This is a genomic window from Streptomyces sp. NPDC014870, from assembly GCF_043081505.1.
GTDB lineage: Bacteria > Actinomycetota > Actinomycetes > Streptomycetales > Streptomycetaceae > Streptomyces.
In genome coordinates this window covers 66,565-91,719 of sequence record NZ_JBIBWQ010000003.1, presented here as the reverse complement: position 1 = coordinate 91,719, position 25,155 = coordinate 66,565, and the positions used below count along the sequence as shown (strand labels likewise).

Annotated in this window: 20 protein-coding genes, 4 tRNA genes and 1 other RNA gene; 8 read left to right on the top strand and 17 right to left on the bottom strand. The window is 72.0% G+C overall.

What is annotated here, in order from left to right:
* Nucleotides 1-30: 30 nt before the first annotated feature.
* Both ACF09C_RS08915 and ACF09C_RS08910 read right to left on the bottom strand, forming a co-directional pair.
* Complete coding sequence (locus ACF09C_RS08915) at nucleotides 31-1,236, bottom strand: winged helix DNA-binding domain-containing protein (RefSeq protein ID WP_392090456.1); 1,206 nt, start codon at nucleotides 1,234-1,236, stop codon at nucleotides 31-33.
* A gap of 27 nt (nucleotides 1,237-1,263) precedes the next feature.
* A complete protein-coding gene (locus ACF09C_RS08910; protein ID WP_392090454.1) occupies nucleotides 1,264-1,992 on the bottom strand; it encodes a MerR family transcriptional regulator in 729 nt (242 codons plus the stop codon).
* Nucleotides 1,993-2,047: 55 nt separating this feature from the next.
* Here ACF09C_RS08910 and ACF09C_RS08905 point away from each other — a divergent pair, with 55 nt between their 5' ends.
* A complete protein-coding gene (locus ACF09C_RS08905) occupies nucleotides 2,048-2,362 on the top strand; it encodes a hypothetical protein (protein WP_392090451.1) in 315 nt (104 codons plus the stop codon).
* Nucleotides 2,363-2,430: 68 nt separating this feature from the next.
* On the opposite strand, the gene ACF09C_RS08900 is transcribed toward ACF09C_RS08905, so the two are convergent.
* The 4 genes from ACF09C_RS08900 to ACF09C_RS08885 form a co-directional block, all read right to left on the bottom strand.
* Complete coding sequence (locus tag ACF09C_RS08900) at nucleotides 2,431-4,713, bottom strand: FtsX-like permease family protein (RefSeq protein ID WP_392090448.1); 2,283 nt, start codon at nucleotides 4,711-4,713, stop codon at nucleotides 2,431-2,433.
* On the bottom strand, nucleotides 4,710-5,369 hold the full coding sequence (locus ACF09C_RS08895) for an ABC transporter ATP-binding protein (protein ID WP_392090445.1): 660 nt from the start codon (nucleotides 5,367-5,369) through the stop codon (nucleotides 4,710-4,712). The genes ACF09C_RS08900 and ACF09C_RS08895 overlap by 4 nt, the downstream gene beginning before the upstream one ends.
* Nucleotides 5,370-5,434: 65 nt before the next feature.
* Nucleotides 5,435-5,767, bottom strand: a complete 333-nt coding sequence (locus ACF09C_RS08890; RefSeq protein ID WP_392090442.1) for a hypothetical protein — start codon at nucleotides 5,765-5,767, stop codon at nucleotides 5,435-5,437.
* Between the two features lie 329 nt (nucleotides 5,768-6,096).
* Nucleotides 6,097-7,605, bottom strand: a complete 1,509-nt coding sequence (locus ACF09C_RS08885; RefSeq protein ID WP_392090440.1) for an MFS transporter — start codon at nucleotides 7,603-7,605, stop codon at nucleotides 6,097-6,099.
* Between the two features lie 139 nt (nucleotides 7,606-7,744).
* Here ACF09C_RS08885 and ACF09C_RS08880 point away from each other — a divergent pair, with 139 nt between their 5' ends.
* Nucleotides 7,745-8,563, top strand: a complete 819-nt coding sequence (locus ACF09C_RS08880) for a TetR/AcrR family transcriptional regulator C-terminal domain-containing protein (protein ID WP_392090437.1) — start codon at nucleotides 7,745-7,747, stop codon at nucleotides 8,561-8,563.
* Between the two features lie 235 nt (nucleotides 8,564-8,798).
* Here the strand turns inward: ACF09C_RS08880 and ACF09C_RS08875 are convergent, their stop codons facing one another.
* The 4 genes from ACF09C_RS08875 to ACF09C_RS08860 all read right to left on the bottom strand — a co-directional run bounded on the left by ACF09C_RS08875 (nucleotide 8,799) and on the right by ACF09C_RS08860 (nucleotide 12,313).
* Nucleotides 8,799-9,221 carry a PIN domain nuclease gene (locus tag ACF09C_RS08875; RefSeq protein WP_392090435.1) on the bottom strand — a complete coding sequence of 141 codons (423 nt, stop codon included), beginning with the start codon at nucleotides 9,219-9,221 and terminating at the stop codon, nucleotides 8,799-8,801.
* Nucleotides 9,218-9,433, bottom strand: coding sequence for a type II toxin-antitoxin system VapB family antitoxin (locus ACF09C_RS08870; RefSeq protein ID WP_285527918.1), 216 nt, complete (start codon nucleotides 9,431-9,433; stop codon nucleotides 9,218-9,220). The genes ACF09C_RS08875 and ACF09C_RS08870 overlap by 4 nt, the downstream gene beginning before the upstream one ends.
* A gap of 94 nt (nucleotides 9,434-9,527) precedes the next feature.
* A complete protein-coding gene (locus ACF09C_RS08865) occupies nucleotides 9,528-11,948 on the bottom strand; it encodes a helicase C-terminal domain-containing protein (protein ID WP_392090432.1) in 2,421 nt (806 codons plus the stop codon).
* A gap of 280 nt (nucleotides 11,949-12,228) precedes the next feature.
* Nucleotides 12,229-12,313: transfer RNA gene (locus ACF09C_RS08860), tRNA-Ser, on the bottom strand.
* Nucleotides 12,314-12,432: 119 nt separating this feature from the next.
* Between ACF09C_RS08860 and ffs the strand changes: the two genes are divergently transcribed.
* The 6 genes from ffs (at nucleotide 12,433) to ACF09C_RS08830 (ending at nucleotide 20,965) form a co-directional block, all read left to right on the top strand.
* Nucleotides 12,433-12,531, top strand: an RNA gene (ffs, locus tag ACF09C_RS08855) — signal recognition particle sRNA small type.
* Nucleotides 12,532-12,585: 54 nt separating this feature from the next.
* The gene (locus ACF09C_RS08850; RefSeq protein ID WP_392090429.1) at nucleotides 12,586-14,736 is read left to right on the top strand and encodes a DNA polymerase III subunit gamma and tau; all 2,151 of its coding nucleotides are present in this window, start codon (nucleotides 12,586-12,588) and stop codon (nucleotides 14,734-14,736) included.
* 61 nt (nucleotides 14,737-14,797) lie between these two features.
* Entirely contained in the window at nucleotides 14,798-16,048 is a 1,251-nt protein-coding gene (gene purD, locus ACF09C_RS08845) for a phosphoribosylamine--glycine ligase (protein ID WP_392090426.1), read from the top strand.
* A gap of 217 nt (nucleotides 16,049-16,265) precedes the next feature.
* Nucleotides 16,266-18,194 (top strand): hypothetical protein, encoded by a 1,929-nt coding sequence (locus ACF09C_RS08840; protein ID WP_392090424.1) that lies wholly within the window; start codon nucleotides 16,266-16,268, stop codon nucleotides 18,192-18,194.
* A gap of 294 nt (nucleotides 18,195-18,488) precedes the next feature.
* Nucleotides 18,489-19,949, top strand: coding sequence for a N,N-dimethylformamidase beta subunit family domain-containing protein (locus ACF09C_RS08835; RefSeq protein WP_362426228.1), 1,461 nt, complete (start codon nucleotides 18,489-18,491; stop codon nucleotides 19,947-19,949).
* Between the two features lie 104 nt (nucleotides 19,950-20,053).
* Complete coding sequence (locus tag ACF09C_RS08830) at nucleotides 20,054-20,965, top strand: phosphoribosylaminoimidazolesuccinocarboxamide synthase (protein ID WP_392090420.1); 912 nt, start codon at nucleotides 20,054-20,056, stop codon at nucleotides 20,963-20,965.
* A 50-nt stretch (nucleotides 20,966-21,015) separates the two neighbouring features.
* Here the strand turns inward: ACF09C_RS08830 and ACF09C_RS08825 are convergent.
* The 7 genes from ACF09C_RS08825 to ACF09C_RS08795 all read right to left on the bottom strand — a co-directional run bounded on the left by ACF09C_RS08825 (nucleotide 21,016) and on the right by ACF09C_RS08795 (nucleotide 25,074).
* Nucleotides 21,016-21,088, bottom strand: a tRNA-Gly gene (locus ACF09C_RS08825).
* A gap of 22 nt (nucleotides 21,089-21,110) precedes the next feature.
* Nucleotides 21,111-21,719 (bottom strand): response regulator transcription factor, encoded by a 609-nt coding sequence (locus ACF09C_RS08820; protein WP_362426234.1) that lies wholly within the window; start codon nucleotides 21,717-21,719, stop codon nucleotides 21,111-21,113.
* Nucleotides 21,716-22,948: a sensor histidine kinase gene (locus ACF09C_RS08815; protein ID WP_392090417.1), complete on the bottom strand. Its 1,233-nt coding sequence runs from the start codon at nucleotides 22,946-22,948 to the stop codon at nucleotides 21,716-21,718. Before ACF09C_RS08815 ends, ACF09C_RS08820 begins: the two co-directional genes overlap by 4 nt.
* A 19-nt stretch (nucleotides 22,949-22,967) precedes the next feature.
* The gene (locus ACF09C_RS08810) at nucleotides 22,968-23,732 is read right to left on the bottom strand and encodes an ABC transporter permease (protein WP_392090413.1); all 765 of its coding nucleotides are present in this window, start codon (nucleotides 23,730-23,732) and stop codon (nucleotides 22,968-22,970) included.
* The gene (locus ACF09C_RS08805; RefSeq protein WP_392090410.1) at nucleotides 23,729-24,664 is read right to left on the bottom strand and encodes an ABC transporter ATP-binding protein; all 936 of its coding nucleotides are present in this window, start codon (nucleotides 24,662-24,664) and stop codon (nucleotides 23,729-23,731) included. Before ACF09C_RS08805 ends, ACF09C_RS08810 begins: the two co-directional genes overlap by 4 nt.
* Nucleotides 24,665-24,849: 185 nt before the next feature.
* Nucleotides 24,850-24,922, bottom strand: a tRNA-Gly gene (locus ACF09C_RS08800).
* 80 nt (nucleotides 24,923-25,002) lie between these two features.
* Nucleotides 25,003-25,074, bottom strand: a tRNA-Gly gene (locus tag ACF09C_RS08795).
* Nucleotides 25,075-25,155: the final 81 nt, after the last annotated feature.

Genomic DNA, 25,155 nt, shown 5'->3' with positions numbered 1-25,155 from the left:
CAGGATCCGGACAGCTCGCGCGCTCGGGGCTCAGGGCCCGGACAGCTCCCGCTCCAGGGGCGTACGGAAGCGGGGCGTGACCCGGACGTCCCCCACCCAGCCGCGCAGCCGTTCCGCCTCGGCCTCGGCGGCGGCCCTGGCGTCGGCGCCCCCGTCGTCGCCGAGGAACCGGAGCGCGATCTCGCCGTCGGGCCGCTGGGCCCAGCCGCCGACGACGCGTCCGTTCCACCACACCGTCGGGCCGATGTTGCCGTTGCGGTCGAAGAGCGCGGCCTTGTGCGCGGGGTCGGTGTACCAGTCGCGGTACTGCCAGCCCATCGCCGTGGGGTCGAGCGCGGGCAGCAACGCGGCCCAGGGGTCCAGGTCGGCTGCCCGTACGGGTTCGAGGTCGTCCGGCAGGACGTGGCCGGTGCCCTCGGCCAGTTCCACCGGTACCGCGCCGATCGCCGCGAGCGCCTTGCGGACGTCGGTGACCTTCCACCCGGTCCACCACTTCAGGTCTGCCTCGGTCGCCGGACCGCAGGCGGCGAGCCACTGCCGTACGAGATCGGCGTGGGCGAACTCGTCGGAGGGGTCGGGGCGTTCGGTCGTCGGAGCCCACCGGAACTGGCTGGAGGTCCACATCCCCTGCGGGCGGCCGCGCGCGATCCGCCCCTCCATGCCGAGGACCCGCAGCAGGCGGCTGGAGAGCGACTGCGGCCCCTCCTGGCGGGTGCCGACCCCGTACATGTACTGCGAGCGAAGGCGTGGCACGGCCCTGCCGAGCTCGGCCCCGGTGGCCTCGCCCCGTACGGCCAGCTCGTCGAGCACCAACCGCTCGGTCTCGGCCAGCCAACCTTCGTCGTACTCACTCCCCTTGGCGAGGTCCTTGAGGAGCATGGCGCGCTCGCGGGTGGCGACATCGCGGGTGGTGGAGGCGTGCACGGTGGGAACGAGGGCAGTCGGGAAGACGAAGATCGTGTGCCGCATGCCGTGCATCCGGGTCAGCGTCCGGTCCTCGTACAGGGCCTTCTCCAGCCCCGCGACCGGCCCCTCGACGCCCTGCTTCCCGCCCAGCCGGGCCCCGACGGCGAGGAAGACGCTGGCGGGGTCGGTCGCGTGCAGCGCCACGAGCGACCCGGCCACCTCCGCCACGTCCGCCGCCCGCGCCGCTCCGGCCAGCCGATGCCGTACGGCGAGCCGGGCCCTGCGTTCGTCCGCGTCGATACGGCGGGTCCGCCCCGCGTCGTTCCCCATGCGCCAAGCATGGCCCAGCCGACGTGGTCAGGAGCCGGTTCCCCGCAGGAGCGTGTCGATCCGCCGCCAGGCGGGGGAGGAGGCGTTCACATCGTCCTGGACGAGGGCGGGGATGGGGGAGGCGGCGTCGACCTGGGCCGGAGCGGAAGACCCGTAACGCTCCTGGGTGGCGGCGCGGATGCGGCGGGCGAGGTCGGGGAGGGTGGGATCGTCGGCGTCGAGATCGTGGGCGCGGTCGTACGCGAGGAAGAGCTGCCGGAACTCGGGGCGGGCGAGGCTCTGCGCCTGGTCGCGGAAGAGGGCGTCGGCGCTCTCGGGATGGGTGGCGAAGACGAGGATCCAGAGGTCGCGCTGCAGGTCGACCCAGCGATCCGTGAACCCCCAGCGGCCCAGCTGCTCCAGATGGTCGACGACCTCGGCGGGCAGGGGCGCGAGCCGCCCGGCGGAGAGCTTCCGCAGGCGCTTCTGCGTGGCCCGCAGGTCCCGGATGCGCGCGACGAGCGCGTCGTCGATCTCGCGGAGCGCCTGCTGGAACTCTGTGTCGGAAGCGGTCAGCAGCTCCCGGATCCGGACCAGCGGGACACCGGCCTCGGCGAGCGTCCGGATCTTGATGAGCGCGATGGCGTCGCCGGCGCTGTAGCGGCGGTATCCGGAGGCATCGCGCTCGGGCTCGGGGAGGAGCCCCTTGGCGTGATAGACGCGGACGGTCTTGACGGAAACACCGACGTAGGAGGCCAGCTGCCCGATGGTGATCACGGTCCGATCGTCCCACTTGACCCTGCCCCAGGGGCAGGCTCGCACCATGGATGCCATGACGACGAACCCCCGAGAGACCCCCGACACACCGGCCGGCCCGCCCAGCCCGCCCAGGCCGGACAGAGCGACCCTCCGCGACCTGGCCGACGAGGGCAACGAGACGGCCCTGGACCGCCTGGCAGACCTGGCCGACGAGGCCGACGACGTCGACGAACTGAGCGAGCTCCTGGACGAGGGCTCCATGCACGCAGGCGCCCTCCTGACCCGCCGCGCGACAAAGGCGGCCGACCTGCGCGAACTCCAGCGCATCGCCGACGCGGGCTACGAGGCGGCGAGGGACGAACTGGAGAGCCTCCTCAGAAGGCCGTAGGCCGTGCCCGGCGGAACAGGGTCGGACGGGTCAGGCAGGTGGTACAGGTCGCACAGGTCGTACGGTCCCTAGTCCCGCCGGATGTGCTCGGGGTCGACGTGCCGACGCACGAGGGGCAGCGCGGAGAGCCCGGCGGCGAGCAACACCCCGAGACAACAGGCGAGCAGCAGCGGCAACCCACTCCAGTCCCAGTGCACGGCCCCGCCCCCGGTGATCAGATAACTCGACTCCGCGAGCCACCCGGTCACCACGGCGGCCCCCAACCCCACCCCGAGCGGCACGACCACCTGCACACACTGCACCACCCGCAACGTCCCGGCCCGAGCCCCGAGCAACACGAGCGCGGCCACCTGCCCCCGCCGCTCCATGGCCCGATCCGCCACGGACACGACGAACGCGGCCACACTGATCACCAGCCCGAGCACCATCCCGGCCCCGAGCAGGCTACGAATGACGGTGAGCTGAGCAAGCGACTCGACGACGACCCCGACGGGCTGGACCTCGGCGGTGGGCGCGATGGCCCCGATGCCGTCGAGGACGGTACGGACGGTTCCCGGATCGGAGGCCGAGGCGAGAACGAGGTGCCCTTGGGCGGGGAGGGTGCCGGGCGGGAGGTGGGAGGGCGGGATGAGGACGTCCACGTTCCCGAAGTCGTACGTCTCGTATGTGTGAACCGTGAGCCTCTCGTGGGGAACGACGACCGGGACCTTCTGGCCGTTGTCCAGGAGTACTGGGTACGTCCTGCCTGGTCGGGCATCCTCGTTGGCCGTGTAGCCGGGATGGAACAGGTGAAGCGGCTTTCCGTCGACACAGCCGCGGGACGACTCGCTGAACGCGGCGAGCTGGGCGCAGGTTGCCACGGCTACATCGATCCCGTGGTGAAAGCCGCCGTCGGTGGGACTCCAGGAATCGGCGGCGATCCCGTGGGCTGTCACTCCCGGCACCTGCGTCATCCTCTTCCGCTGCTGCGGGGTCAGCTCGGCGAGGCCGATCCTGTACTCCTGCACGGGCGCGGTGTTCCGGCTCACCTGGCTGAGCTCCACGAGGACGCCCTGGGTGAGGGACGTCGCGTAGACGAGCAAGACGAGTCCCGTGACGACGCGCAGCGACGCACCCGGCTCGACCTCGGTGCGGCGCATCGCGAGCGACAGGGGCAGCGACCGTGCGGTGGCGGCCAGTCTGCGGGCGAGCCAGGCCGTGATCGGCGGCAACCCGAGTACCAGCCCCGCGCCCGTCAGTAGGACAGCGGCGGGGATGAGGACGGTGTTGGAGGAGCCGCCGGACGGATCGCGCCCCAGCACGCTGAGGGCGCAGTAGCCACCGATGATGCCGAGCCCCGGCACGAGCAGCAGCGTTCCGTACATCTTCGGAGGCTTGCGCTCGGCAGTGCGCCGGACGTTGAGGGGGGTCCGCGCGGCCGCTCGGGCGCTGTGGCGTCCGACGAACCAGGCGAGTGCCGGACAGAGGACCAGGCAGGCGACGAGTGTGCTGCCCTCGGGGCGCCCGTCCGCTGGGTACCAATGAAGACCGGGCAGTCCGACCCTCGCCATGATCTCGTTGACGACGAGGTATCCGCCGATACCGAGCAGCGCTCCGATGAAGGCCGCCGACACGGTCTCGCCGGCGTTGACCCGCAAGGTGTCCTTCATGCTCAGGCCCACGAGCCGCAGCGCGGCGAGCCTGCGTGCGCGTGACTCCGCCGAGAGCCGGGCGCACACCGACAGGAACACCACGAGAGGCAGCAGGACCACACAGGCCAGCGTGAACCTCAGAATGTCGAGGGTGGACTGCTCGACCACTTCGTGGGCGGCATAGCGCGAGCCGAAGGAGTCCACGCGTTGCGCGCCCTCTTCCGGAATCTGGGTGTGCGTTGTGCCGATGTAGGCGAACAGATCGTCGGGCCCGGCGAGCCCGTCCGGCCTGATCGTGCCGCTCAGCCGTCCCGGCAGGAGCCCGGCGACTCCTGGCGATTCCGCCAGAACCTCCCGCAGACGCGGGGAGACGATCACTTCTCCGGCGGCGGGCAGCCTGTCGATGCCCGGAGGAACCGGCGCCGGTCCGGTCTCCGGGCGGGCGACGAACAGCCGGTGGAGCGGCTGCGACCCGTAGGCGTCGGCACGGCTGATCGCGAGCGTGTCGGCTGCAGACCAGCCCTCTTCCAGCTCGTAGTTGGTCCGCGGCTGTCGAGCGGCCGACCGCTCGTCATGAGCGGCGAGGATCGCCGGAATGGTGAGTACGGCGGCGAGGCAGGCCACGCCGAGCGAGCAGCCGAACGTCATGAGCAGGAACCGGACTCGGCCTCGGCGTCCGCCACGCCACAGCAGCCGCATGCCGAGCAGGAAGGGATTCACTTCAAGGTCCCGTCCGTCATGGTGTACCGGCTGTCGGCGTGCTCGGCCACGGTCGCGTCGTGCGTCACGATGACCACGGCGGTTCCCTGATCCCGGGCCAGCCGAAGGAACTCCTCCAGCACGGCCGAGGCGTTGACGCTGTCGAGCGCACCCGTCGGCTCGTCCGCGAACACGACGTCGGGCCGGTGCACGAGAGCCCGGGCGACGGCGACCCGCTGGCTCTGCCCGCCGGACAGCTGCGAAGTCCTGCGCTGCAGCAGCTCGGTCATGCCCAGCCGTCCGAGCACCTCGCCGGCCGCCGCGTGCGCAGGAGCCTTCCGCTGGCCGGCGAGGCGCAGCGGGAGCGCGGCGTTCTCCTCCACGGTCAGTTCGGGCAGCAACTCCCCGTACTGGAAGACGAACCCGAACCGCTCGCGGCGCAGTCTGCTCAGCTCGTCGTCGGAGAGGCTCGCGAGGGAGACCCCGTCGAACGACACGGTTCCGTTGGACGGTGCGAGCACCCCCGCGAGGCAGTACAGGAGAGATGACTTCCCCGAGCCGCTGCTTCCCATGATGGCCGCCACCTCCCCGCGCTTCAGCGAGAAGTCGGCGCCGCTGACAGCTTGCTGCGGCCCGTAGAAGAGATCCACGCCCTTGGCGCGGAGGATGGCGTCCATCGTGGTGCGAACTCCCTTGCTGAGAAGGCCGCCACCCGAGCGGCCTCCGTATCCCTCGGCTGCGGTTATCGGCGTGCTGCATCCGAGCGGTGGTAACGCAAGGTCTGAGCGCAGTTGTCCGGGCGAAGGGACCCGCGGTCGCGGCAGGCGCGAAGCCATGCCTCGTTCGTGTACTGGGCGGCACCGTCATAGATCACCTTGTCCAGGCGGACGGACTTCCGCTGTACGCCGTAGATGCGGCTCCAGCTGTACCCCTCGACCTTGGTCTCCACGTAGACGTTGTGTCCGTCCGCGGGATCGGCATCCGTGAGCGTCAACTTGAAGTGGAACCCGCCGTGGTTCTGCCCCCGGGGCTCCCACTTGTAGTCGCCCCCGGCGGTGAGACCGGGGGTTTCCATGGCCGGCAGCTTGTGCCACGAATCCGCCACCGCTGCCCCCACTCCCCCCAGGAACAGCCCCGCCGCAACCGCAACCGTCGTCAACTTCCGCACGTTTCCTCCGCCTTGAGAGCAAGCAGCACACCCCCACCGGGTGTAGCGGAAAGTGTTCCAGCGATCACAGAACGAAGTGTCGGGCGGAACGTCACTGCCTGGTGGGACCCCTCGAACCGGTGACATCACCACATCAGTACGCCTCCGCGTCGGTGCTCGGCGCTCCGTACGGCGAAGGCCCCGACCGGTTCCCCGGTCGGGGCCTTCCACCGTGTGCTGCCCGCGCAGGGCTGTCGTCAGGCGGCGAGTTCCTGGTCTGCCGTGAGGGCGTCCTTCGCCTCGTCGTTCGGCTTCGCGTCCCGCATCACGACCGCCGCCAGTACCGCCGCCGCGAGGACGCCGATCGCGCTGATCGTGAACGTCGCCGACATGGAGGTCGTGAAGGCCTCCCGGGCCGCGTTCGCCAGGGTGCCGTCCCCGCCCGCCGCCGCGAGGGCGCCGCCGATGGAGTGCTTGGCCTGCTCCGGGGCGTCGGAGGGCATCTCCGAGGCGAAGCGGCTGGAGAGGAGGGAGCCGAGGATCGCGATGCCGAGGGCCGTGCCGGCCTGCTGGATCGTGTCGTTGAGGGCCGAGCCCACGCCCGCCTTCTCCTCCGGGATCGTGCCCATCAGCGCGCCGACCGCCGCCGGCATCGCGAGGCCCGCGCCGAGGCCGAGGAGGCCCAGGCCGATCGCCGGGACCGTGAAGCCCGAGGTCGCGTCGACGGTGGTCAGGAGGCCGAACGAGCCGGCCATCACCAGCAGGCCGCCCACGATCAGCGGCCGGTAGCCGATCTTCGCGGAGAGTCCGGCGCCGGCCCCGTTGCCGATCAGGGCGGCGAGGGCGAGCGGCACGAAGGCGAGGCCCGCCTTGACGGGGGAGTAGCCGAGCACGAACTGCAGGTACTGGGTGAGGACCAGCAGCAGACCGCCGTTGCCGATCTGGACCAGGGTCAGCGAGAGCGAACCGCCGCTGAAGTTCCGGTGCTTGAAGAGGACCAGCGGGACCATCGGCGAGTCGGTGACGTTCTCCCAGATCACGAACCCGGCGAGGGTGACGACCGCGACCACCAGCGTGATGAGCCCCCGGCCCTCGAAGGCGCCGTGCTGCGGGATCTCGATGATCCACCAGATGAGCGCGGTCATGCCGACCGCCGACAGGATCGCGCCGAGCGGGTCGGCCTTCTGCCAGGGGCCCTTGGACTCCGGCATGAGGGTGAGCGCGGCGACGACGGCGAGGATCACGACCGGCACGTTGATGAGGAAGATGGACTGCCACGAGAAGTGGTCGATGAGGACGCCGCCGAGTACCGGGCTGCCGACCAGGCCGAGCATCGACACCGAACCCCAGGCCGCCATCGCCTTGCTGCGCTCGTCCTCCTCGAAGACGGTGATGAGGATCGACAGGGTCGACGGCATGATCAGCGCGCCGCCGACACCCATCGCGATGCGTACGGCGATGACCTCACCGGGCTCGTCGGAGAAGGTCGCCGCGAGTGAGGCGAGTCCGAAGAGCAGCAGGCCGATGATCATGACCTTCCGGCGCCCGAACCGGTCGCCGAGGCTTCCGGAGGTCAGCAGCAGTCCGGCGAAGACCAGGATGTAGGAGTCGAGGATCCACTGGATGTCGGTGGCGCTCGCGCCGATGTCGGCGGTCATCGAGGGGACCGCGACGGTGAGCGCCATGCTGTCGACGACCAGGACCAGCGTGCTGAGGCACAGCACGACGAGGATCCACCAGCGGCGTGGATTGCGGACGGTTTCCATGGGGGTTCCTCGTGTTCCTCTTGGCTGCGCACGGTGTTCCTTCGGTGCGAACACTGTACGCAGACGCGTACACCGTGCGCAAGCCCTCGCTCCTGTACGCTGAATGCGCACGCTGTACGCAGCCATCGCGGAGGTTCACATGGCCGAGAAGACGAACCCGCCCCAGCCGACGAAGGCGAAGGTGAAGGCGAAGGAGGTCAAGGCGCCGACCAGGGCGGCGAACGCCCCGTCCAAGGCGAACAGCCCGGCGAACCCCATCCCGTCCGTATGGGCCCGGCAGCAGTCGCCCGCCGAACAGCCCGCGCTCAGCCGCGCCTCGATCGTCCGCGAGGCGATCGTCATGCTGGACGCCGACGGGATCGAGGCGCTGAGCATGCGCAAGCTCGGCGCCCGCCTCAACGCCGGCGCGACCTCTCTCTACCGGCACGTCGCCACCAAGGACGAGCTGATGGAGCTGGCCGTCGACGAGGTCTTCGGCGAGATCTCCGTACCGCCCGCCGACAGCCCGGACTGGCGCGCCGCCGCCGCGGAGGCCGCCGGGTCGTTCCGTGCGGCGGCCCTGCGCCACCCCTGGCTGTCCTCGGTGCTCGGGCAGGCGGGCCTCGCCTACCTGGGCCCCAATCTCATGGCGTACTCGGAGCGGCTGGCGGCCCTCTTCACCAACGTCGGGTTCCCCGAGCCGAGCCGCGCGATCGAGGCCCTCCTGGGGTACGTCATCGGCATGAGCACGACGGAGGCCGCCTGGCTCACGACGGTCGCGCGATCCGGCGAGACGGAGATCGACTTCATCGCCCGCCTCACCCCCGCCGCCCAGCAGGCCGCGTCCGACCACGAACACCTGGTCGAGGCCTACGAGTCGGCGGCCCTCACGGCGGATCCGGTCGCCAACCGCGACGCCAAGTTCGCGTACGGCCTCGACGTCATCCTCGACGGCCTCGCCCTGCGCCTCGCTCCCTAGGGCGCAGGGCAAACGCCAGAGGGCCGGACCGCTGATGCGGTCCGGCCCTCTGGGCTGGCGGAGGATACGAGATTCGAACTCGTGAGGGGTTGCCCCCAACACGCTTTCCAAATGTTCGTGCGGCGGTCCGGCCGGGGTTGTACTCGTCCTGACCTGGGGTGGAGTGACTGGAGCGCTACCTGGCGGACGGCCCCGCACGGGGGCGAATGCAACCAGAACTGCAACGACCGCTCGACTACGTACGCCCCTCGGGGCCGTACCACTGGAGGGGTTGGCCGGTTACTGCGGCGATGCACTCGAAGTCGTGGTCACAGTGCAGGAGTGTGAGTCCCTGCAACTCGGCGGTCGCGGCGACGACGAGATCCACTGCACCGGCGCTGCGGTGCTTGCCTTGTTTGGTGAGGGCCTCCTGGACCTGCCAGGCCCGGTCGTAGGCGCGGTCGTCAACAGGGACCCAGCCGAAGATCAGGCGGACGTCCTCGATGCCGCGTGCCCGGTCGGCGGCCGATCGGGCGCTGTAGAAGAACTCCAGCTCCGTGATGGGGCACGTGGCGATGAGGCCGGCGGCTGCCGCCTGGTCCCAGCCGTACTGCTCCGCGTCGCCCCGCATGAACCGGACGAGGGCGCTGGTGTCGATCAGGTAGAGCGCGGCGTTCACCGTCGGTAGTTTCGCTTGTCCTCGAAGAGTGTCAGATCGAACGCGCCTTCGGTGGCGGCTGCGCGCAGGCGGGTCAGAGCCAGGGCGCGCCGCCTGTTCTCCAGTACCTCGCGCAGGGCCGTGTTGACCGTCTCCTTCTTGGTGCTGGTCCCCAGGGCCTTGGCTACATCTGCCACCAGCTCGTCATCGAGGTCGATCACCGTCCGACTCACTGTACACCTCCTTTATATCAACTATGGAGACAACTATACCTCCCATGGGTCACTGGTGTCATGGGAGGTACGGGATCGGGCCGAGTCCGCGGGGCTATGGCGACATGACGCTGTGGATGCGGGCGAGAGTGAAAACGCGCTCGGCGTCCCGAAGGTGGCACCAGGCTTCGAGGTAGGGCGGATCGAGTTCGAGATGGCTGAGGGTGCGCACGGTCCGGTTGCCCGAGGTGGCGACGTACTCGACGGTGATGGCCTGACCGGTGTCGATGGCATGGGCGAGCTGGCGGATGTCGCTGTACGGCAGGCGCTTCGCCCACCCTGCGACGATCTCCTCGGTGTCCGTGGCGAAGGGTGCTCCGCCGTCGAGTGGCGATGGTTCGGGAGCCGGGGCGGCCAGCAGCCGGGCCGCCAAGGTGCTCGGGTCGAAGGCGGCGGATTCCTTCGCCGTGCTCGTGGCTGCGGTCCGGCCGACGCCCCTGGCCCTGGGGCCGCGCGGCGCCGGAACGGCAGCGGCGGCCCGCCGAGGCCGGGCCTTCTCGATGCGTACTGTGCCGTCTGCGGTCTCGGCGACGGGAGCGTATCCCTCGGCTCGGAGCGTGGCGAGGGTCGTGTCGAGCGGGCTGCGGCTGATCAGTACCGTCGGCGCCAGCTGCCGTAGTCCGAGCTTGGCGAGCCTGCGGTGGGCGGCGAGTTCGGCCAGGAGGGCGGGCTCGTCGCCGTGGAGGACGCAGGAGGCGGGGGCGACGCGTACCCGCCCGTGGCCTCGTGTGGTGTCGGCGATCAGGTACGCCAGCGGCTGGGGCAGTGGCCCGGCGGTGATGGCGGCCAGGTCGGCCGTGATGTCCTCGGGGACGCGGCCCGCGTCCAAGGCCCGGCGGATGCTGCCGGTGCTGAACCGCCACACCGATGCCGTGCTGCTGGTCTCCCGGTCGGCGACGGAGTCCAGGAGTGCGGCCAGCCGCGTGGACGGTGTGCCGGTGACGACGGCGGTGAGGTCGGCGCCGATCCGGGCCGTAGTAGTGGCCGAGGGCAGCAGCCGCCGGCACTCGACACCCAGCCCCTCCGCGTCGCTGGTCAGCAGGTGGATGCCGATGGCGGAAAGGGCGCCTCGCGCGAGTACGCCGAGGATTTCGGCCTCGCGGATCACAGTGGCGAACGGCGGTCCGTCCGGCGACGAGTCGGCGAGGGGGCGGTGCCAGGCGATCAGGGGCCCTAGATCCGACGCGACCCGCACGCCCTGCCCTGCCGGGAGCCGCGCGGCCGCGTCCAGCAGCCCATGGCGGGCCTGTGGACAGCCGCTGCAAGGCGGTGCGCCGGCGAGAGCGGGGAGAGCCTTGTTGTCCTCGTCGCGCGCCTGGGTGGGGGTGAGCGGCAGGTTCCGCCATGCCTGGAGCAGTACGGCGAACTGCTCCGGGGGTTCCTGCCTCGCCCAGGTGTCGTAAGCCCCGGTGGGGGCCACGCGGTCGCCGTCCCGGGCCAGCAGCCCGGCGGCGTGCGCGGTCTCCAGGGCGAGGCGTACGACGGCGTCGTCGGCCTGGGCGGCCTTGCCGATCCGGGCCAGTTCACGCGCACCGATCCCGCCGGACTTCAGCAGGGCCGGTGCGGTCGTCGAGCAGGCCGACAGGACCGAGGCGGCCTGGGTGGCGAACGCCGTGGCTGCGGCCGACGCCTCGCGGTCCAACTCACGCGGGGTGATGGACGCCAGTCCCACGGAAGGCGGGACGGGTTGGAACGGGGCGTGCCAGCCAGGCCCGCGCAGCGCGAGCGCCACCTCGGTGGGCATACGGGCCGGGCCGTAGCGGTGGCGGTCCTGGATCAGGAGTCCCCGGTCCAGTGCCCATCGAGCGCCCGGTTCGAGATCGGGTCCCGGACTCCCGAACGTGATGAACCGCGCGGGCCCCGCCGGCCCGGCCTCCGCACGTCCTTCGAGCAGCTTCCGGGCCGCCGCAGGGGCCTTGGCGACCAAGGAGCGGACCCGCTCCGTGTCGCTGTGGTGTTCCACCAGCGCGGTCAGGCGCTGCGACTTGGTGCCCGGCGGCTTGACGCCCAGTGCCACAAGCATGCCGCGCAGTTCGTCGGAGGTCGTGCCCGCGAGCAGTTCCGCCAGCGGGGCATCCAGTCCCAGAGGCGCGTCCCACGCCTGCCGCAGCGGCCCGGCCATGCGGAACTTCTCCGCGCCGTCCGGCCAGACCAGGGCCTGGTCGGCCAGAGCTTCCAGTACAGCCTCCAGCTCGCGGGCGCTGTCGCCGTCGGCCGCTCCCAGCAGCTCCGTCAGGGCATCTCGCGACGCGGGCACACGCAGCGCCGCCAGCGCTTCGGCGACCTGGAGATGCGGCAGCGCGAGCTGCGGCAGGGCAAGCGCCACCGATCCCGGGCGCTGAAGACGGTCGGCCAGTTCCCCCACCGAGCGCGGCTCCGGAGGGGCCACGGCGTCCCTCCGTGTCTCCAGCACGCGTGCCAGACGGCAGCCGTCGAGGTTGCTCAGCCACGTCGCCAGCGTTGATCGGGACTTCATGCTGTCGCACCTCGCGGGATCGGGACCGTGGCAGCGTGCGGACTCGCCGCAGGCTTCAAGGATGTGCTGCCGCTGGGATCCGCAGATGCCGTACGGGTGAAGACTCCCCTTTGGTGGGCGCCGACATCCGGCGGGGTGCGGCGGGAGCGGGGCTACCCAGTTGCCCGGAACATCCGAATTGGGGCGTGTGTAAACGCAACCAGAAATGCAACCAGAGTACGACGAGAAGCCGAGCCGCAGATTGCGGCTCGGCTTCTCGTTTCGCCTGTTCAGGCGGCTGCGGAGGATACGAGATTCGAACTCGTGAGGGGTTGCCCCCAACACGCTTTCCAAGCGTGCGCCCTAGGCCTCTAGGCGAATCCTCCGCGGCAAACAATACAAGACGCTGAGGGGTGCTCGCGAACGTGATCCAGAACGAGGTGCCCGAGGGGTGATCGAGGTCGGAAGCGGGGGCCGCGGGGGGTCTGGGATCAGGTACCCTTGGCGGAGCCCCTCACGTGGCGCTATCTGACTGAACTCCCCCAGGGCCGGAAGGCAGCAAGGGTAGGTCGGCTCTGGCGGGTGCGTGGGGGGCGCTTGCGTTCCCGGGCTTCCCAGGTTTCCCGGGTTGTCGGTGGGCGCCTATAACCTCGTATACGTGTCGTCTCTCGCGCTGTACCGCCGCTACCGCCCCGAGTCCTTCGCCGAGGTCATCGGGCAGGAGCATGTCACCGACCCGCTGCAGCAGGCCCTGCGGAACAACCGGGTCAATCACGCGTACCTGTTCAGCGGGCCCCGCGGCTGTGGCAAGACGACCAGTGCGCGCATCCTCGCGCGCTGTCTGAACTGTGAGCAGGGTCCCACTCCCACGCCCTGCGGCGAGTGCCAGTCCTGCCGCGACCTCGCGCGGAACGGGCCGGGGTCGATCGATGTCATCGAGATCGACGCCGCCTCCCACGGTGGTGTGGACGACGCCCGTGACCTGCGGGAGAAGGCCTTCTTCGGGCCCGCCTCCAGCCGGTACAAGATCTACATCATCGACGAGGCGCACATGGTCACCTCGGCGGGCTTCAACGCCCTGCTGAAGGTGGTCGAGGAGCCGCCGGAGCACCTCAAGTTCATCTTCGCCACCACCGAGCCCGAGAAGGTCATCGGGACCATCCGGTCGCGGACCCACCACTACCCCTTCCGGCTCGTGCCGCCCGGCACGCTCCGGGACTATCTCGGGGAGGTGTGCGGGCGCGAGGGGATTCCCGTCGAGGACGGCGTGCTGCCGCTCGTCGTGCGCGCCGGCGCCGGTTCCGTGCGTGACTCGATGTCCGTCATGGACCAGCTGCTCGCCGGTGCCGCCGACGACGGTGTGACATACGCCATGGCGACCTCTCTTCTCGGGTACACGGACGGGTCCCTGCTCGACTCCGTCGTCGACGCCTTCGCCGCCGGCGACGGTGCCGCGGCCTTCGAGGTCGTCGACCGGGTCATCGAGGGCGGCAACGACCCCCGGCGGTTCGTCGCCGACCTCCTGGAGCGGCTGCGCGACCTGGTGATCCTCGCCGCCGTCCCGGACGCCGCCGAGAAGGGGCTCATCGACGCCCCGGTCGACGTCGTCGAGCGCATGCGGGCGCAGGCGTCCGTGTTCGGCGCGGCCGAGCTCAGCCGCGCCGCCGACCTCGTCAACGCGGGTCTCACCGAGATGCGCGGCGCCACCTCTCCCCGGCTCCAGCTGGAGCTGATCTGCGCGCGCGTGCTGCTGCCCGCCGCCTTCGACGACGAGCGGTCCCTGCAGGCCCGCATCGACCGCCTCGAGCGCGGTGCCGCCGCCATGCCCGCGCCCGCCGCCGTCTTCACGGCCGGTTCGCCCGCGCCCGCCATGGGGTACGTCCCCGGTCCCGACGCCCATACGCCGATGGCGCCGCCTCCGCCGCCTGTACAGCACGCGCCCGTGCAGCCCGCGCCCGCGCAGCCCGCGCCCGCGCCTGTGCAGCAGGCCCCCGCCCCGGTTCAGCAAGCCCCGGCCACGGCCCCGGCCCCCGCCCCCGCACAGCCCGAGAGCGGGCCACGGCCCGGTGCCTGGCCCGGTGCGGCCACGCCCGGTGCGCCCGCCCCCGGCGCATGGCCGGGCGCCTCGGCGCCCGCGGCCCAGGCCCCCGCGCCTGTCGCGCCCGCCCCGGTCGCCCAGGCCCCCGCCGCCCCCGCTCCCTCCGGTGACATGGCCCAAGGTGCCGCCCAGGTGCGGAACATGTGGCCGTCGATCCTCGACGCCGTCAAGAACCGGCGCCGCTTCACCTGGATCCTGCTCAGCCAGAACGCCCAGGTCGCCGGGTTCGACGGCACCACCCTCCAGCTCGGCTTCCTCAACGCGGGCGCGCGGGACAACTTCGCCAGCAGCGGCAGCGAGGACGTCCTGCGCCAGGTCCTGGCCGACCAGTTCAACGTGCAGTGGAAGATCGAGGCGATCATCGACCCCTCGGGCGGTGCCAACCCGCCGCCCGCCGCGACCGGCTTCGGCGGTGGCCGTCCGGCCGCTTCCGCGCCGTTCTCCGCGCCGGCACCCGCCGCGCCCCCGCAGCCGCAGTGGGCCCCCTCCCAGCCCGCCCAGGCGTCACCCGCGGCCCCGCCAGCCCAGCAGGCGCCCGCGCCCGCCCCGGTGTCGCAGCCCCAGGCCGCCCCCGCTCCCGCGCCCGTCGCGCCCGAGGACGACGTGCCGGAGGAGGACGACCCGGACCTCGTGGACTCCGCGCTCTCCGGTCACGACCTGATCGTCCGCGAGCTCGGGGCGACCGTTGTGGAGGAATACACGAACGAGTAGGGGCGTCTCGCTCGGTGGCCCGCACAAGGGGCATCCGGCCACGCGGGCTACCCTGGCTGGCGTGAAGGTCCTCGTCATCGGCGGCGGCGCCCGCGAACACGCCCTGTGCCGCTCTCTCTCCCTCGATCCCGACGTCACCGCTCTGCACTGCGCGCCCGGCAACGCCGGAATCGCGGAGGTCGCCGAGCTGCACCCCGTCGACCAGCTGGACGGCGCGGCCGTCGCGCGGCTGGCCGCCGACCTCCAGGCGGACCTGGTCGTCGTCGGCCCGGAGGCCCCGCTCGTCGCGGGCGTCGCCGACGCCGTCCGCTCGGCCGGCATCCCCTGCTTCGGCCCGTCCGAGGAGGCGGCGCAGCTGGAGGGCTCCAAGGCGTTCGCCAAGGACGTCATGGCCGGGGCCGGCGTCCCGACCGCCCGTAGCTACGTCTGCACCACCGCCGAGGAGATCGACGAGGCGCTCGACGCCTTTGGCGCTCCCTACGTCGTCAAGGACGACGGTCTCGCGGCCGGCAAGGGCGTCGTCGTCACCGGCGACCTCGCCGAGGCCAGGGCCCACGCCCTCGCCTGCGGCCGGGTAGTCATCGAGGAGTACCTCGACGGCCCCGAGGTCTCCCTCTTCGCGATCACCGACGGTGTCACCGTCCTGCCCCTCCAGCCCGCGCAGGACTTCAAGCGCGCGCTCGACGGCGACGAGGGCCCCAACACCGGCGGCATGGGCGCCTACTCCCCGCTGCCCTGGGCCGACCCCAAGCTGGTCGACGAGGTCATGGACACCGTCCTCCAGCCGACCGTCGACGAGCTGCGCCGCCGCGGCACCCCGTTCCAGGGTCTGCTGTACGCGGGTCTTGCGATCACCAGCCGTGGCGTACGGGTCATCGAGTTCAACGCCCGCTTCGGCGACCCGGAGACCCAGGTCGTCCTCGCCCGCCTGCGCACCCCGCTGGCCAGCGTCCTGCTGAACGCCGCCCAGGGCACCCTCGACAACGAGCCCCCGCTGAACTGGCACGACGACGCGGCCGTGACCGTCGTCATCGCCTCGCACAACTACCCCGCGACCCCGCGCACCGGCGACCCGATCGAGGGCCTGGCCGAGGTGGCGGCGGAGGATGCCCCGCACGCGTACGTCCTGCACGCCGGGACCAAGCGGGACGGCGACGCGATCGTGAGCGCCGGCGGCCGCGTCCTCTCCGTCACCGCGACCGGAAAGGATCTGGCGCGGGCCCGCGAGCGGGCGTACAAGGCGGTCGGCCGCATCCGTCTGGACGGCTCGCAACACCGTACGGACATCGCACGCAAGGCCGCGGGGGAGTGAACCCCTAACCGCCCCGGACCGTCATCACCTTTGCCCAAAGCCATTCCATCGAGTGACGGCTGAGCCATCCGGATGACGCCCGCCGAAGCCCCAACTAGGGTGCGGCGAAGGCGTTCCGGCACTTGGCCCACCGGCATTGCGATGTCAGTGACGGGTGCCACAGTGGGGGAGTGACCAACACCGCCACAGGCAGTCCCGACGAGGGCAGGAGGGGGTGATGAACGGCGTGTCCGGTAGCGGCTCCGGTTCCGTTGTCGGCGAGGAGATGGGTGTGCGCGCCGCGCACACCCGGGCGCTCGCCGTGCTCCGCGTCCGCTCCAGGGCGCTCGCCGTCGCACTGCTCCCCGCCGCCGCGGCCGTGATCCTGTACGCGGGTGGGGTCACCGGTCACATGACCGGGCCCGGCTGGGACGCCGCCCGCGGCTTCACCACCGCGCTCGCGCTGGTCGTCCTCCTCGCGGCGGCGGCCGTCGCCCTGGTGATCGCGCGCTCCCGGCCGGCCGTCACGCCGACGGTCGAGCTCTCCGAGCGGGCCGCCCCCGATCTGTACCGGATGGTGCGGGACCTGGCCGACCGGCTCGGCGTCCCCGCGCCCTCCGCGATAGCCCTGACCCCGGACTGCGACAGCTGGCTCGAGGACCGTACGCACCCGGCGCACGACACGGGTCGTACGGCCGGCCTGCGCCGCTCCACCGACGCGCCGGTCCTGGTCATAGGCTCGCCCTTCCTGTGGTGGATGCGCGTCGGCGAGCTGCGCGCGGTCCTCGCCCCCGTCGTCGCGGGTACGGCTCCGGCGGCGCAGCCCGACATAGCGGCGGCCCGCCGCTTCGTGCAGGGCCTCGACGCCGCCGTCGCCGCTCCCCGCAGCCCCGGGCTCGGTCCGGTGGCCAGGCTGGGCGCGCACGGGATCGCCCGGGTCGCCCGGGTGCTGCTGCGGATGTGCCGAGGCCACGCCGCCGAGATGGAGCGCGGCGTCGCCGTGGCCGGCTCCGAGCGCGCACAGGCTGTGGACTACGGCATCCGGATCGTCGCCCAGGAGCAGGTCGGCCTCGCCTACGCCGGCTGGGACCGGCTGCTCACGCGCGTGGCGCTGCCCGCGTGGCGAATGGGCCGCTGGCCGGCCAGCCTCGATGTGGGCGTGGTCGCGGCCCTCACGGAACTCTCCCGCCGGGACCGTCTCGCGGACAGCTTCGCCTCCCGGCTCGGCGAGCGCCCGGCCTGCGACCTGCTCGAAGAGCCCGGCGCCGTGGACGAGGCCGCCTCGCTGCTCGCGGCCCGGCTCTTCCACGGCGGCCCCGCGGAGCCCGGCCCCGACTGGTCCCCGGTGGAGTGGAGCCAGTACCCCGAGGAGGTCGTGGACCGGAAGTGGCGCAGCGACGCGGCCCGCCTCCACCAGGTCCTTGACGACATGGGCGTCCTCCCGGCCACGTCCGCCGGTACGGGTACGGGTACGGCTACGGGTATGGGTACGGACGCGAGTACGAGTACGAGTACGAGCAGGGGTACCGGCAGCGGAAGCGGGTCCGGCACGGCGGACGTGGACGGCCCGACGCTGACCCGCGTGCTGGCCCACCTCTCGGCCCACCCGGCGCCCGAGCCCGGAGCCGAGCCCGAGCCCAGCCCCCAGGCCGAGTCGCAGCCCGACCCCCACCCGGCTCCCCATCCCGAGGCCCCGCCCGCCGCCACCGCACCGCTCACCGAGCCCGCCGCCCCGCCTGCCCCCGACGACCTGGACCCCGAGCAGCCGCTCGCCGCGAACCCCGCCGCCGACGCCCTCGCGGCCGCCCTCACCGCCCACGTGGCGCGCGAGGAGGCCGCACGGCCGGTGGTCGTCGAGCCCGCGCCGCACACGGGCGCCGTCGGCGGCGACGCGCTGCCGCTCTTTCCGCTGCAGCCGCCCCGGACCGGCCGCGACCTGCTCGCCGACCACGTCACGGCGATGGTCTGCTGCGCCGCCGTGGACACCGCGGGTGCCGCCCCCGGCCTCGACTGGCTCGACGGGCCCGCCCTGCTCGTCGGCGGCGTGCGGAGCACGGACCTGGCCGCTCGCGTGCTCGCCCTCGTCGAGGAGGGCGACCCCGACCCGCTCAGCGCCTGGCTCGCGGAGACCGGTGTGCGCCCGGAGAAGCCCGTCCGCCTCGTCTGAGCCCCCCGGAAGCCCCAGGCCCACAGAGGCCCCCGGACCCCCGGAAGCCGCCGGCCCCACAGGTCCCCCGGATGCCCCGGCCCCCCGGAAGCCCTCCGGAAGCCCCCGGAACCCCCGGCCCCCAGAAGCCCCCCGAGCCACCCCGACAGCCCTCCTGGCCGGAACCGCACCTTCCGTTTCGCGTCAATTCGCGACGAACGGTGACGGAGTGCGTGCGTTATGTGATGTGCTGGAGACCGGCACTGACAGCAGCACATGACACGGCGCACGGGGGAGTCGAGGGAGGGGCGCGACATGGGGGCGGATCAGATCAGGCGGTGGGAGTCGGGCGCGCTCGCCCACGCCGTCACGGACCCGTTCGGCCAGGGCCCCCTGCCCTGGCTGCGCGGCTCGGAGAACTACTTCGACGACACCGGCCAGGTCGTCCCCTGGTACGCCGACGAGACCCTGGCCCGCGGCGGTGGCGGAGGCCCGCGCACCGCCGACGACGTCCGGAGTCAGATCAAGGGGTTCGTCTCCAACGGGGCGGTGGCCCCCGGCGAGGCGATCGATTTCCACATCACCGTGGACCCGCCGCAGCAGTTCTCGGTCGACATCTACCGGATCGGTCACTACGCGGGCGAGGGCGCCACCAAGATCACCACCAGTCCCCGGCTCTCCGGCATCGTCCAGCCGGCCCCGCTCACCGCCGACCGCACGGTCTCCTGCCACCACTGGTGGCAGTCCTGGCGGCTCCAGATCCCGTCCCACTGGTCGATCGGCGCGTACGTGGCCGTGCTCACCACCGTCGGCGGCTACCGCTCCCACATCCCCTTCACCGTCCGCGACGACCACCCCGCCGACCTACTCCTCGTCCTTCCCGACATCACCTGGCAGGCGTACAACCTCTACCCGGAGGACGGCCGGACCGGCGCGAGCCTCTACCACGCGTGGGACGAGCAGGGCCGGCTCCTCGGCGAGGAGGACGCGGCGATCACCGTCTCCTTCGACCGCCCCTACGCGGGCGCGGGCCTGCCCCTGCACGTCGGGCACGCCTACGACTTCATCCGCTGGGCCGAGCGGTACGGCTACGACCTCGCCTACGCCGAGACCCGCGATCTGCACGCGGGCCGCGTCGACCCCACCCGCTACCGCGGCCTGGTCTTCCCCGGCCACGACGAGTACTGGTCCGTCCCCATGCGCCGGACCGTCGAACTCGCCCGCGAGCAGGGCACCTCGCTCGTCTTCCTCTCCGCCAACACCATGTACTGGCAGGTGGAGCTGGGCCCCTCCCCGTCCGGAGTGCCCGACCGGCTGCTCACCTGCCGCAAGCGCCGCGGCCCCGGCCGCTCCGCGCTCTGGCGCGAGATCGACCGCCCGGAGCAGCAGCTGCTCGGGATCCAGTACGCGGGCCGGGTGCCGGAGCCGCACCCGCTGGTCGTGCGGAACGCGGACCACTGGCTCTGGGAGGCCACCGGCGCCGGGGACGGCGACGAGATCCCCGGCCTGGTCGCGGGCGAGGCGGACCGCTACTTCCCGCGCACCGCGCTCCCCGAGCACGAGGGCCGGATCCTGCTCGCCCACTCGCCGTACCGGGACAGCGAGGGCGCGCTGCGCCACCAGGAGACCTCGCTCTACCGCGCCCCGTCCGGCGCCTGGGTCTTCGCCTCGGGCACCTTCGCCTGGTCGCCCGCCCTGGACCGGCCGGGCCATGTCGACCAGCGGATCCAGCGCGCCACGGCCAACCTCCTCGACCGCATCTGCAAACGCGACTGATCGACGAGCGGTACTGACCAGCGCCTTCGAGGGGCCGATGGTCCGGCGGCCGGGCGAGTGCGAGAGAATCGACCCGTTCCTGGATCAACCTACGCGGAGGAACCGTGTCCGGATTCGTAGAAAAGCCCGAGCCCGTTCAGGTCCCCGGCCTGACCCACCTCCACACGGGCAAGGTGCGCGACCTCTACCAGAACGAGGCCGGCGAGCTCGTGATGGTGGCCAGTGACCGCATGTCCGCGTACGACTGGGTCCTGCCGACCGAGATCCCCGACAAGGGGCGGGTGCTCACCCGGCTCTCCCTGTGGTGGTTCGACCGGCTCGCCGACCTCGTCCCCCACCACGTCATCTCCACCGACGTCCCGGCCGGCGCCCCCGCCGACTGGGCGGGCCGCACCCTGGTCTGCAAGTCCCTGACGATGGTCCCGGTCGAATGCGTGGCCCGCGGCTATCTGACCGGCTCCGGCCTGGCCGAGTACAAGCAGTCCCGTACGGTCTGCGGCCTCGCGCTCCCCGAGGGCCTCAGCGACGGCTCCGAGCTGCCCGCGCCGATCTTCACCCCGGCCACCAAGGCCGACGTCGGCGACCACGACGAGAACGTGTCGTACGAGGAGGTCGCCCGTCAGGTCGGCGCGGAGACCGCGGCCCTGCTGCGCCAGACGACCCTCGCGGTCTACGGCCGGGCCCGGGACATCGCCCGCGAGCGCGGGATCATCCTCGCCGACACCAAGTTCGAGTTCGGCTTCGCGGCGACCGAGGAGGGCGAGCGGCTCGTCCTCGCCGACGAGGTGCTCACCCCGGACTCGTCCCGCTTCTGGCCGGCCGACCAGTGGCAGCCGGGCCGCGCCCAGCCCTCGTACGACAAGCAGTTCGTGCGCGACTGGCTGACCTCCCCGGCCTCCGGCTGGGACCGCACGAGCGAGCAGCCGCCGCCCGCGCTCCCGCAGGAGGTCGTGGACGCGACCCGCGCCAAGTACATCGAGGCGTACGAGCTGCTGACCGGCACGAGCTGGCAGTAGAGCACACGAAGAAGCCCCCGGTCCGAGAGGACCGGGGGCTTCTTTCACTGAGCGGACGACGAGATTCGAACTCGCGACCCTCACCTTGGCAAGGTGATGCTCTACCAACTGAGCCACGTCCGCATGCGCCGTAGCGCGGAGCCAACTATACCCAACCTTTCTCGCGTGCGAGACGCACCGCCGTGTGACGGTTCTCGGCACCCAGCTTCGCGGCGGCCGAGGAGAGGTAGTTCCGGACCGTTCCCTGGGAGAGCGAGGCCCGCTCGGCGATCTCCGCGACGGGCGCGCCGTCCGCCGCGAGTTCCAGGACCTCGGCCTCGCGCGCGGTCAGCGGGGAGTCCCCGGCGGCGATCGCGTCGGCCGCCAACTCCGGGTCCACGTAACGGTTTCCGGCGTGCACGGCACGGATGAGCTCGGCGAGCCGCTGGGCGCTGACGGTCTTCGGGACGAAGCCCCGTACGCCGGCCGCCAGCGCCCGCTTGAGATGGCCGGGGCGGCCGTGACTGGTGACGATCATGGTGCGGCAGTCGGGGAGTTCGTCCCGGAGGGCTGTGGCGACCCTCACACCGTCGAGCCCCGGCATCTGCAGATCGAGGACGGCGACATCGGGCCGGTGGGCGCGGGCCATGGCGAGCGCCTCGGGTCCGGTGGCGGCCTCGGCGACGACCGCGAGATCGTCCTCGAGGGCGAGCAGCGCGGCGAGCGCGCCCCGGATCAGATGCTCGTCGTCGGCGAGCAGTACGCGTACGGTCATGCCCCCGCCCCCTTCTCCGACCGCGGTACGGGGACGAGAGCCGTCACCCGGAACGTACCGCCGTCGTCCGGCCCCGCCTCCAGGGTCCCGTCCACCGCGGCGAGCCGCTCCCGCAGCCCCGCGAGGCCCGAGCCGCGCTCCATCACCGCCCCTTCCCGTACGCCGTCGTTCCGTACCGTCAGCAGCACCGAACCGTCCTTCTCCCGCAGCGAGATCGCGCACCGCCGCGCGTCGCCGTGCCGCAGCACGTTGGTCGTCGTCTCCCGGACCACCCAGCCGAGCACCGACTGGACACCGGTCGGGAGTTCCATGGACACCGGGTCGATCGCGCAGTCGATGCCCGCGGCCCCGAGCACCCCGCGCGCGCCCTCCAGTTCGACGCGCAGGTCCGCCTCCCGGTAGCCACGCACCACGTCCCGTACCTCCCGCTGGGACTCCTGCGCGATCCGCTGCACCTCGATCATCTGGTCGACGGCCTCGGGCCGTTCGCGCCGCGCGAGCTGCACGGCGAGCTCGCTCTTGAGGGCGATCACCGAGAGGTTGCGGCCCATGACGTCGTGCAGGTCGCGGCCGAAGCGGAGCCGTTCCTCGGCGACGGCGAGCCGGGCCTTCAGATCGCGGGAGCGCTCCAGCTCCCAGACCATCTTCATCAGCCAGGCGGAGAACCCGCAGGCGGCGACGATGCCCGCCCCGCCCAGCAGGATGCCGACGGCGTACCCGGTGCCCTCTCCCGGGTGGCCGCCCATCGCCACGACCGCGCCGCCGGTGCCGATCGCGGCGGCCGGGACGCCGTACATCATGCGCCGGGGGCGGCGCAGGCACAGGACGAGAGCGCCCAGGGCGAAGGTGACGAGTCCCGTGGCGACGGCCGACGTGACCGCGACGTCCGCGAGCACCCCCGTGGCCCGCAGCGCGAGCACGGCCAGTGTGATGACCGCCGTCAGGACGGTCAGCGCGGTGGCGAGCCGGACCGGCTGGTCGCGCCTGTCGAGCGCCCAGTCCAGGGCGCGGGAGGAGAGCACGGCGGTCAGCACGGCGTGGGCGCAGACCAGCAGCGTCAGGGTGAGGGCGAGGGGTGCGGCGATCCGGGTCTCCTCGGCTCGCGCGAGCGGTACGAGCCCGATGGCGCCGATCTCGATCAGCGCGAAGAAGTGGAAGGTCCACCGTGTGTACAGCTCGACCTTGGCCGCCGTGCCGCGGCCGCTCCACCACCTCGTCAGCCTGGACACGTGCCCGGCCCCCCTCTTCCTAACGCCGCGGTTCCCAGCGGAACCACCGGCGGACAGCAAACACGGTCAGAGCGCCCCAGATCAACGTGTTCCGTCCGGCGGCCAGCACGTCCATGGCGTCGGGTGCGCCCAGCCAGCCGGCGCGGACGAGTTCCATGACGCCGCTGAACGGCAGGTAGCCGCAGACGTCGGCGACGACGTCGGGCAGGACGTCGGTCGGGACCATCAGCCCCGAGCCCATCGCGGAGATCAGGAAGAACGGCAGGGTGGTGAGGCCCGCGCTCTCGACGTTGCGGGTGAAGGCCGTGGTCAGGGCGGCAAGTCCGGCGAGCAGGGCGACGGCCGCGAGAAGGCCGAGCACGAGCAGGTCGGGCCTGCGCGGGGCCGGGACGTCGAGGGCGAGGGCGCCGCCGACGGTGAGGACGGCGCACTGCAGCAGCGCGATGGCGGCGGAGGGCAGGGCGGCGCCGCCGAGGATCTCCACGTCGCGGATCTCCCCGGTGCGCAGCCGCTTGAGCACCAGCTCTTCGCGGCGGCCGACGAGGGCGGACGTCAGGCCCATGTAGACGACGAGGATCAGGACCAGGCCGGTGCCGCCGATGAGGGTGGCGCCCGCCATCCCGCCGGGCAGGTCGTCCGTGGACATCTTCGTGAGCGAGGACCGCAGCACGAAGATCATCAGGAGCGGCATGAGGAGGGCGATGAAGAGGTTGTTCTTGTTCCGCCCGAGGAGGGTGAGTTCGGCCCGCCCCAGTGAGCTCATGCGGCGTGCGGTCGCGTTCATCGGGCGTTCTCCAGATCCAGGTCCAGGTCGGCGGAGTCGGTGCGGGAGGCGATCTCCAGGAAGGCCTCTTCGAGGGAGGCGGACCGGGCGTCGAGCCCGTCGAGCCGGACGCCCGTGTCGGCCGCCCAGCGGAGCAGGTCTCCCAGCGCGTCCTGCAGTTCGTATGTACGGATCTCCACGCGTCCGCCCTCGGCGGCGGCCTTGAGGTGGAGGGGGAGCCGCTCGGGGCCGACGCCCTCGGGGAGCTTGAAGCGGATCCGGGAGGGGCGGGAGGCGGTGACCTCGGCGGGGGTGCCCGCGGTGACGATCCGGCCGCGGTGCATGATCGCCAGCCGGTCGGCGAGGGATTCGGCCTCTTCCAGGTAGTGCGTGGTGAGCAGCACGGTGGCGCCGGTGTCGCGCAGCCGGCGGACCAGCTCCCAGGTGTCGCGGCGGCCCTCGGCGTCCAGGCCGGTGCTGGGCTCGTCGAGGAAGAGGACCTCGGGGCGGCCGAGCAGGGCGAGAGCGAGGTCGAGGCGGCGGCGCTCGCCGCCGGAGAGCTGCTTGATCCGGACCTTGGCCCGGTGGGCGAGCCCGACCAGGTCGAGGGCTTCGCCGGTCGGCCGTGCCCCGGTGGTGCACCCCGCCCACATCCGTACGGTCTCGGCCACGGTCAGGTCGGACGGGAAGCCGCCCTCCTGGAGCATCACCCCGATCCGGGGCCGGACGGCGGCCCGTTCGCGGTACGGGTCGTGGCCGAGGACCCGGACGGTGCCGCCGCTCGGAGCGGTGAGGCCCTCCAGGAGTTCGACGGTGGAGGTCTTGCCGGCCCCGTTGGTGCCGAGGAGGGCGAAGATCTCGCCGCGGGGGACGGTGAAGGAGATTCCGGCGACGGCTTCGTAGCCGCCGGAGTAGCGCCGGCGGAGGCCCTCCGCCACGATCACATCGGTCATGGTTCAAGGTTCGGGGCGGGGCGGGCCGCTCGGCAGTGCACGCTGTCATCACTGCGCATGACAAATGTCAGGGGGCGCGATCGTGTGTCAGGGGAGGGATCGTGTGTCGTACGCGGGATCGTGGAGGGATCGTGCGGAGAACACGACGAAGGCCCGGTTCCTGAGAACCGGGCCTTCGATCAACGAGCGGACGACGAGATTCGAACTCGCGACCCTCACCTTGGCAAGGTGATGCTCTACCAACTGAGCCACGTCCGCATTGCTGCCGCTCAGCTCTCACTGGGCGGTGCGAGCACCACTGTACCTGATGCACCGGAGTGCTCGGTAATGCGATGCAGAGCGGGTGACAGGAATTGCACACTGCGCCTTCCCCCTGGAAGGGGGATGTTCTACTACTGAACTACACCCGCACGCTGCGTGAGGTTCGGCCCTGCGGCCTCGCCCCTCGGCGTGATCCAGACTCTAGCCGATCAGCGGGGGTGGAGCGCAAC